Consider the following 8,644-nt stretch of genomic DNA (forward strand, 5'->3'; position numbering starts at 1 on the left):
GTGTTGTTCACCTTCAGGTCAACACGTGCCACGCCCACGTTGTCGCTGGCGTTCACGTTGACGGCGACAGAACCGGAAACCGTACTGCTAGCCAGCGGCGCGGCAATTGCCACGGTAGGCGCAGTGGTGTCAGCTGGAGGTGGCGTCGTTGCGCTGCCTGCGGCGGCTGCCACTGCAGCCGCAGCGTTCACACGGCCGTAGCCGAATTGCGGATCGCGGCCGGCGGTGCCCAGGTCAACCGCGGTGGAGTACAGGATGCTTTCGACCTTGCTGTTGCTCAGCGATGGGTTGGCGGACATCACCAGCGCTGCCACACCGGCGGCAACCGGGGAGGAGAACGAGGTGCCGTTCACCGCGCCATAGGTGCCGTCTTGTGCGGTGGTGTAAATGCCTGCACCTGGCGCGGCCAGCGAGACGAAGTTGCCGTAGCTGGAGAAGCTGGCGCGGGCGTCGGTGCTGTCGGTCGCGGACACAGCGATCATGCTGGTGGTCGGGGTGTAGCCTTCGTCGCGGTTGTAGTTACCGGCGGAGACGAACAGCAGGCCGCCCTTGCTCTTCAGGTAGTTGGCAGCGCTGATCACGGCCGAGCTGGTCGGCATGGCAGCGTAGCTGACGTTCACCACGCGGGCGCCATGGTCGGCCGCCCAGGTAATGCCGCTGGCAATGGTCGAGAAGTAGGCGTAGCAGCCGTAGGTCGGATCGACGTAAGCGATACGCACCGGCATGATCTTGGCCTGGCCGGCGACACCGGCCACACCCGTGCCATTGTTCATGGCAGCGGCGGCAGCGCCGGCGACTTTGGTGCCGTGACCGCAGACGTCGGCGGTATTGGTGTTGTTGTCGTAGATGTTATAGCCAGGCACCATGTGCGAAGCCAGGTCGGGAACCGGGTCGACGCCGGAGTCCAGAATCGCGATGGTCACGCCTGCGCCCTGGGCTTTATCCCAGGCCGCGTCGGCGCCGATCTTGCTGATGTGCCACTCGCTGCCCAGGTACGGGTCATTGGTGGTGGTGGTCGGTTCAACGCGCTTGTCCAGCTCGGCGTATTTGAAGTTAGGGTCGTTTTTCAGGGCATCGACAACCTGCTGCTCGGAGCCGGCAGCAGTGTCAACCAGGTGCAGATTGCTCTGACCCAGCTTGCGCTTCTTGCCGCCGCCGTGGGTCTTCAACACTTTATCGAAATTTTCGTCGGTCAAGCCGGCACGTGGTTCAACCAGGATGCGGCCGCGGGCGAATTGTTCCGCGGCCGGTTTGTCGGCGCGGGCAGCAGGCGCCATTGCGAGGAGCGCGGCGGCAACTGCGAATACGGTGAGGGAAGTATTGGAGAGGCGGGCTGCGGTGGAGCGGTTCTTCATAGATGGAAGTCCAGTTTTCAAAGTTTCAGAAAAGCGGACTGCCAACTGGTCTCGTGACCAGTGCGAAGAAGACAGCACTCGGCTCAGCCGAAGAGCTGTATCTGGCAGTCCTGCCGTCATAGAGATTTAAAAAATCCCTTTAGACCGTAGACTTTGCGACCCATGCTTTCGCGTGGTGTGCCTTTGTCAGATTTCTGCGTCAGATCTTAATTGACGAATTGCGGGTAAGCAATCGCTATCTTTAATTAAGTTTTCTGTTGTTGCACATTAGTCTGAACACTATGCAAAGTTGGTTTGCGTAATTTTAACTGATCGAAAGATTGAACGTATACAATGACTTACGTCAATTATGCGCAGCAACTATTCTGATGCAAGTGACAATAATAATATATAGTACAGATAAATAAAAACCGGGCAATAAGCCCGGCTTTTAATATTATTAATTACTGTTGATTTAGCGGCTGGTAACTTGCACCTGGGTATTGGTGGTATTGCCCGCTTTATCCTTGGCGACGGCTTGGATCACGTGATTGCCGGCAGTGGCTTTCTTGGCGTTCCAGCTGTAAGACATGCTTGCGCCGCTGCCGCTGGCCTTCAATGCGCCGTCGATATACAGAGACATCGAGATGCCGGCCGCGCCGCTGTTGTCCGAAGAGCTCAGGGTAATGTTGACGTTGCCGGTCACGGTGCCGCCGTTGGTCGGATTGGTGATGGCCAGGGCCGGAGCGGTGGTGTCAGCAACCGGCGGGGTCACGCTGTTCGACACGTTGACCGAAACCGGGGTGGAGGAAGCCACATTGCCTGCGGCATCATAAGCGACAGCAACCAGGGTGTTCATACCGTTTGCGGCGCCAGTCGAGTTCCAGGAGAAGCTGAACGGGCCGGCGGTATCCGAGGCGACCACAGTGTTGTTGACTTTGAGATCGACACGGGCCACACCAACATTGTCGGCCGCGTTGACGCTGACGATCACGCTGCCGGAAACGGTGCCGTTAGCGGAAGGCGAGGTGATTGCCACGGTCGGAGCAGTAGTGTCGGGTGCCGGGGCGCTAGATGCGGCCGCAGCGACAGCCGCCGCGGCGTTCACGCGGCCGTAACCGAAGTAAGGATCTTTGCCGGCCGCGCCCAGATCGGTTGCGGTAGAGTACAGCAGGCTTTCCACCTTGCTGTTGCTCAGGGTCGGGTTGGCCGACATCATCAGTGCTGCCACGGCAGCTGCGATCGGGGCCGAGAACGAGGTGCCGTTCACGGCGCCGTAGGCACCGCCTTGGGCGGTGGTGTAGATGCCGGAGCCTGGCGCGGACAGATTAACGTAAGCGCCGAAGCTGGAGAAGCTGGCCAGAGCGTCATTGCTGTCGGTGGCAGACACGGCGATCATGGAATCGGTCGGGGTGTAGCCATCATCCTTGGCGTAGTTGCCGGCGGAGACGAACACCAGGCCGCCCTTGCTCTTCATGTAGTTCGACGCGCTGATGATGGCCGAGCTGGTTGGCAGAGCAGCGTAGCTGACGTTGGCGATACGGGCGCCGTGGTCGGCCGCCCAGGTGATGCCGCTGGCGATGGTCGAGAAGTAAGCGTAGCAGCCGTAGGTCGGGTCAACGTAAGCGATACGGACCGGCATGATCTTGGCTTGGCCCGCAACGCCAGCAACGCCGGCGCCGTTGTTGGAGGTCGCAGCCGCTGCGCCGGCGACCTTGGTGCCGTGGCCGCAGACGTCGGCGGTGTTGGTGTTGTTGTCGTAGATGTTGTAACCGGCAACCATATTGGCAGCCAGGTCAGGGACGGCGTCCACGCCGGAATCCAGGATGGCGATGGTCACGCCGGCACCCTGGGTAGTGTCCCAGGCGGTGTCAGCGCCGATTTTGCTGATGTGCCATTCGCTGCCCAGGTAGGGGTCGTTAGTGGTCGCGGTAACAGGCACGCGCTGATCCAGTTCAGCGAACTTCAGGCTTGGGTGCTTTTTCAGCAGTGCCACGACGGCTTTTTCGGAGGCATTGGCCGGCAGGTCAACGATGTGCAGGTTGCTCTGGCCCAGCTTGCGCGCTTTACCGCCATGAACTTTCAGAATGTTGGCGAACTCGTCGGCGGTGAGGCCGGCGCGCGGTTCAACGATAATGCGGCCACGGGCATAATCCTGGGCGTTGTCGTTGGCAGCGAAGGCAGGGGCGGCGAAGCCAGCCAGGGCGGCAGCGATAGCAGCGGAGGTGATGGAGGTGGCGAAGAATTTCATTTTGGCGAGTCCTGTATTTTCAAAGTTCTGAAAAGTAGGACTGCCGCCTGTCCCGAGGGACAGGTTGGAGACGCCACGCAAGGGGCAAAATCACCCATCGAGTGTGTACGATGTACTTAGTCTGGCAGTCCTGCCGTCATAGAGCCGAAGCTCCTTAGACCGATGACTTTGCGTCCCAGGCTTTCGCCTGGTTTGCCCTTGTCAGCTAGTTGCTGGATGGAATCTTAGGTTACTTAATGCCGCATGGCAAGAGGTTTTTAAAACTTTTAGTCGCTGTTGCGGATTAGTCTGAGTATTAAGAAAACTAACTTGCAAGTATTATAGTTACTCTCAGAAAAGTCTTTGAAATCAAAGGTTTAAGAAACAATTAATGTTATTTGCCAAATGGCAACACATATTACTAATTATCAATCAAAGTAAAGAAATAATACGACCGTGCACTTTTGCGGTATAGTTACCTGTCCTCACCATGGAGAAAGAAGAGACATGAGCGCAGAATACGCAGTCAATGGAACGGTCGCCGTCATCACGCTGAGCAATCCGCCCGTCAATGGCCTGGGCCATGCGACCCGGACGGCAGCCGTCGAAGGCGTCCGCCGCGCGCTGGACGACAGCGCGGTGAAGGTCATCGTCATCACCGGCGCCGGCAAGGCCTTCTCGGGTGGCGCCGACATCAAGGAATTCAATTCCCCGAAAGCACTGCAGGAACCGACCCTGCATTCGCTGATCCGCGTGGTGGAAGAGTCGACCAAGCCGATCGTGGCTGCGATCCACACGGTCTGCATGGGCGGAGGTCTGGAGCTGGCGCTGGGTTGCAATTACCGGGTGGCGCTGCCCGGCGCTCAGATCGCCTTGCCGGAAGTGAAACTGGGGCTGCTGCCGGGCGCAGGCGRCACGCAGCGTCTGCCGCGCGTGCTGGGTCTGGAAACCGCGCTGAATATGATTGTCTCCGGCACCCCGGCGCTGTCCGAAAAGCTGGCCGGCACCGCACTGTTCGACGAGGTGTTCCCGGCCGGGACCGATCTGCTGCCGGCTGCCGTGACCTTCGCCCAGAAAATTGCCGATGCGCGTCCGCTGCCGAAAGTGCGCGACCGCAAAGTGGATTATCCGAATCACGAAGCCTTCCTGCAATTCAGCCGCAATACGGTGAAAGCCGTTGCCGGCCCATTCCCGGCACCGCTGGAATGCGTGGAAACCGTGGCTGCCTCCGTGACCCGCAAATTCGAGGACGGTCTGAAGTTTGAACGCGAGCGATTCCTGCATCTGATCCAGACGCCGGAGTCGAAATCCCTGCGTCATGCCTTCATGGCCGAACGCCAGGCCAGCAAGGTGCCGGATGTGCCGCCGGATACACCGGCGCGCGAAATCAGGAAGGCCGCCGTGATCGGCGCCGGCACCATGGGCGGCGGCATTGCAATGAATTTTGCAAATGCCGGTATTCCCGTCCTGCTGCTGGAGACCAAACAGGAAGCGCTGGACAAGGGCATCGCCACCATCCGCAAGAATTACGAAAACACCCTGAAGAAGGGTAAGCTGACTCAGGACAAGTTCGACCAGCGCACCGCCCTGATTACCGGCACCCTGGATTACGCGGCGATTGCCGACGCGGACATCGTTATCGAAGCCGTGTTCGAAGACATGGGCGTGAAGGAAACCGTATTCCGCAAGCTGGACGATGTCATGAAGCAGGGCGCGATCCTGGCCTCGAACACGTCCACGCTGGACCTGGACAAGATCGCCGCCTTCACCAAGCGCCCGCAGGACGTGATTGGCCTGCATTTCTTCAGCCCGGCCAACGTGATGAAGCTGCTGGAAATCGTGCGCGGCAAGGCCACCGGCAAGGACGTGCTGGCAACGGCGCTGGCGCTGTCCAAGAAGCTGAAGAAGACCGGCGTTGTGTCCGGCGTGTGCGATGGCTTTATTGGCAACCGCATGATCGAACAATATTTCCGTCAAGCGGGCTTCCTGTTGGAAGAAGGCGCGTCGCCTGAGCAGGTGGACCGGGCTATCGAAAAATTCGGCTTCCCGATGGGGCCTTTCCGCATGAGCGACCTAGCCGGCAATGATATCGGCTGGTACATCCGCAAGCGCCGTTACGTGGAAAAGCCGGAAATCGCCTATTCGAAAACCGCCGACTTGCTGTGCGAAATGGGGCGCTTCGGCCAGAAGACCAGCGCCGGCTGGTACGACTACAAGGAAGGCGACCGTAAGGCCTATCCGAGTGACGTCGTGAACGCCATGATCGTGCAGCACTCGGCGGATATCGGCGTCGAGCGCCGCAAGATCAGCGATCAGGAAATCGTGGAACGCCTGGTGTATTCGCTGGTGAACGAGGGCGCGCTGATTGTGGAAGAGGGCATTGCACTGCGCGCCTCGGATATCGACATGGTCTACCTGACCGGCTACGGCTTCCCGCTGTACCGCGGCGGTCCGATGTTCTATGCCGATACCGTGGGCTTGCCGAATGTGCTGGGCACCATCGAGCGCCTGTCCAAGGGCCGCCACGGCGAAGCCTGGAAACCGGCGCCGCTGTTGGTCAAGCTGGCCGCTGAAGGCAAGGGCCTCAACGGCTGATCAGCCGATTCGCTTGCGCATGCGGGACAGCGGAACTGAAACGCCGTCCGGCAGCGCAAGCGCGAAATCTTCCACCACCTCAAAGCCACAGGCCCGGTACAGCGGTACGCCGGGCATGGTGGCTGCCAACTCCATCACCTGAAACCCTGCTGCTGCGGCCTCCGATTCGCAGTGCTCCATCAGGCGCCGCCCCAGTCCCTGGCGCGGTACGGCCGGATCGACAAAGAAGGCGCGAATGCGCGCCGGCTGCGTGGCCGGATCAAGCAGGGGATCTGCGCCAGTCTTGGTGCGGTCGGCGCCAAACAGCGTGGCGCGCTTGCTCCAGCCGCCGCAGGCCAGCAACTCGCCATCGCGCTCAATCACGAAGTAGGTGCCATCGTCCACCAGTTGGGTATCSACGCCGAACACGTGGCGGGTAACTGCCTGCGCTTGTTCCGGCGAATAGAAACCCCGGCTTAGCTCGATGCCGGAGCGCCGGATCAGCGCTTCCATGCTCGGAATATCATCGTGGCGGGCAGGCCGCAGGTGGGCTGGATTTGTCATGCGGCGATGGTATCATGGGCTTATCCATGGAGGGGCCATGCGCAAGTTCGCTGCCATTCTGGTTTTCATATGCTGCCTTCCCGCAGCGGGCGCGCGAGAACTGCTGGTGATCGGCGCACATTTTGAACGGGTGTATGAACAGGGACAGGAAGGCGATATCGTCGGCCTCGGACCCGAGATCGTGCGCATCGTCGCCGAACGTATGGGCCACAAAGCCCGCTTCGAAATCTACCCCTGGGCGCGTGCCCAGGCCATGCTGGTGCAGGGCAAGGCCGACATTCTGGTCGGTCCTTACAAAACGTTCGAGCGCCAGAAGCTCATGTTGTTCTCGCATTTGCCCTTCTATCAGGACCAGATGGTGTTCTACGCGCGCACCGGATCGGGCATCGAGTGGAACGGCGATTTCGGTGAGCTGTCGGAGCGGCGCGTGGTCGTGCTGAACGGCTGGGCCTATGGTCCGGCCTTTGACGCGGCACGCCCTCAGCTGCGTCTGAGCGTGGCGAACAGCGTGGAGAGCGGCTTGAAGATGGTGGCGCATCAGCATGTGCACCTGTTTGCCAGCAATCGCCGCAACACCGAGCCGGTACTGGGAAGAATCGGGCTGGCCGGGCAGATCACCATGCTGCCGCATGTGATCGAGGTGCAGGACGGTTATTTCGCCTTTCAACGCAATGCATCAGGCGAGGCGCTGCGCAAGGCCTTCGATGGGGAATTCCAGAAACTCGTGGACGCCGGCGAGCTGAGACGGCTCGGCCAGCGCCACGAAGTCAACGTGCCTTAACGGGGCGGCGGCGTCAGCACCGTCGGCAAGGCTTTCGGCAAGGTCCCTGGATAATTGCGGCTGAAATGCAGGCCGCGGCTTTCGCGGCGCTGCAGCGCGCTGTTGACGATCATCGACGCCACTTCCACCAGATTGCGCAGCTCCAGCAAGTCCGGCGTGATGCGGAAGTGGGCGTAGTATTCGTCGATTTCTTCCTTCAGCAGCGCAATGCGGTGCTGGGCGCGTTCCAGGCGCTTGGTGGTGCGCACGATGCCCACATAATTCCACATGAAGCGGCGCAGCTCATCCCAGTTATGGGCGATGACCACTTCTTCGTCCGCATCGGTCACGCGGCTTTCATCCCAATCCGGCAGGAATGGCGCGCCTTCCTTCGGCGTGGACATGATGTCCTGGGCGCAGGCACGGCCGATTACCACGCATTCCAGCAGCGAGTTAGATGCCAGGCGGTTGGCGCCGTGCAGGCCGGTGCAGGCGGTTTCGCCCACTGCGTACAGGCCTGCCAGATCAGTGCGGCCCGCCATATCGGTCACCACGCCGCCGCAGGTGTAGTGGGCAGCGGGCACGATAGGAATCGGTTCCTTGGTGATGTCGATGCCCAGTTCCAAGCAGCGTGCGTAGATGGTCGGGAAGTGCTCGATCAGGAATTCGGCCGGCTTGTGGCTGATGTCCAGGTGCACGTAGTCCAGGCCGCGCTTCTTGATTTCGAAGTCGATGGCGCGCGCCACCACGTCGCGCGGAGCCAGTTCGGCGCGGTCGTCGTGGGCCAGCATGAAGCGCTGGCCGGCTGCGGCGCCGGCTTCGGGCGGCAGTTTCAGCAGACCGCCTTCACCGCGGATCGCTTCCGTGATCAGGAAGGACTTGGCGTAAGGGTGATACAGGCAGGTCGGGTGGAACTGGATGAATTCCATATTCGCCACGCGGCAGCCTGCGCGCCAGGCCATGGCGATGCCGTCGCCGCTGGCCGTATCGGGATTGGTGGTGTACAGATAAACCTTGCCCGCACCGCCGGTGGCCATGATGGTGTGTTCGGCTGCGAAGGTGTGGACCTGGCCGGTTTTCACGTCCTGCACGTACAGGCCGTGGCAGCGCGGCTGGCTGTTTTGCGGACGCGGGCTGATTTTGTCCGACGTAATCAGGTCAATCGCACAATGGTGCTCGAAC

Annotated in this window: 6 protein-coding genes and 2 riboswitches; of the genes, 2 read left to right on the forward strand and 4 right to left on the reverse strand. The window is 60.6% G+C overall.

Features of this window, described 5'->3' with window-relative positions:
* Window positions 1-1,355: S8 family serine peptidase (locus tag AB4Z11_RS14470; RefSeq protein ID WP_442025945.1), on the reverse strand; the 1,355-nt coding region annotated here is incomplete at its 3' end.
* Window positions 1,356-1,455: 100 nt separating this feature from the next.
* Window positions 1,456-1,547, reverse strand: a riboswitch (cyclic di-GMP riboswitch).
* A gap of 262 nt (window positions 1,548-1,809) precedes the next feature.
* On the reverse strand, window positions 1,810-3,585 hold the full coding sequence (locus AB4Z11_RS14475) for a S8 family serine peptidase (protein WP_442025946.1): 1,776 nt from the start codon (window positions 3,583-3,585) through the stop codon (window positions 1,810-1,812).
* A gap of 120 nt (window positions 3,586-3,705) precedes the next feature.
* Window positions 3,706-3,792: riboswitch (cyclic di-GMP riboswitch) on the reverse strand.
* Window positions 3,793-4,071: 279 nt separating this feature from the next.
* Here AB4Z11_RS14475 and AB4Z11_RS14480 point away from each other — a divergent pair.
* The gene (locus AB4Z11_RS14480) at window positions 4,072-6,159 is read left to right on the forward strand and encodes a 3-hydroxyacyl-CoA dehydrogenase NAD-binding domain-containing protein (RefSeq protein ID WP_442025947.1); all 2,088 of its coding nucleotides are present in this window, start codon (window positions 4,072-4,074) and stop codon (window positions 6,157-6,159) included.
* Here the strand turns inward: AB4Z11_RS14480 and AB4Z11_RS14485 are convergent, their stop codons facing one another.
* The gene (locus AB4Z11_RS14485) at window positions 6,160-6,702 is read right to left on the reverse strand and encodes a GNAT family N-acetyltransferase (RefSeq protein ID WP_442025948.1); all 543 of its coding nucleotides are present in this window, start codon (window positions 6,700-6,702) and stop codon (window positions 6,160-6,162) included. It abuts the gene before it with no gap.
* Between the two features lie 37 nt (window positions 6,703-6,739).
* On the opposite strand from AB4Z11_RS14485, the gene AB4Z11_RS14490 reads away from it, so the two are divergent.
* Entirely contained in the window at window positions 6,740-7,483 is a 744-nt protein-coding gene (locus AB4Z11_RS14490) for a substrate-binding periplasmic protein (protein ID WP_442025949.1), read from the forward strand.
* On the opposite strand, the gene nadB is transcribed toward AB4Z11_RS14490, so the two are convergent.
* Window positions 7,480-8,644: L-aspartate oxidase (gene nadB / locus AB4Z11_RS14495; protein ID WP_442025950.1), on the reverse strand; the 1,165-nt coding region annotated here is incomplete at its 5' end. The two genes, AB4Z11_RS14490 and nadB, sit on opposite strands and share 4 nt — an antisense overlap.

It is taken from the genome of Pseudoduganella sp. RAF53_2 (assembly GCF_052113985.1).
In the GTDB taxonomy this organism is placed as follows: Bacteria; Pseudomonadota; Gammaproteobacteria; order Burkholderiales; family Burkholderiaceae_D; genus Rugamonas.

Coding starts and splice junctions, on each gene's coding strand:
- AB4Z11_RS14475 (WP_442025946.1), bottom strand. CDS start 3,585: ATGAAATTCTTCGCCACCTCCATCACCTCCGCTGCTATCGCTGCCGCC.
- AB4Z11_RS14490 (WP_442025949.1), top strand. CDS start 6,740: ATGCGCAAGTTCGCTGCCATTCTGGTTTTCATATGCTGCCTTCCCGCA.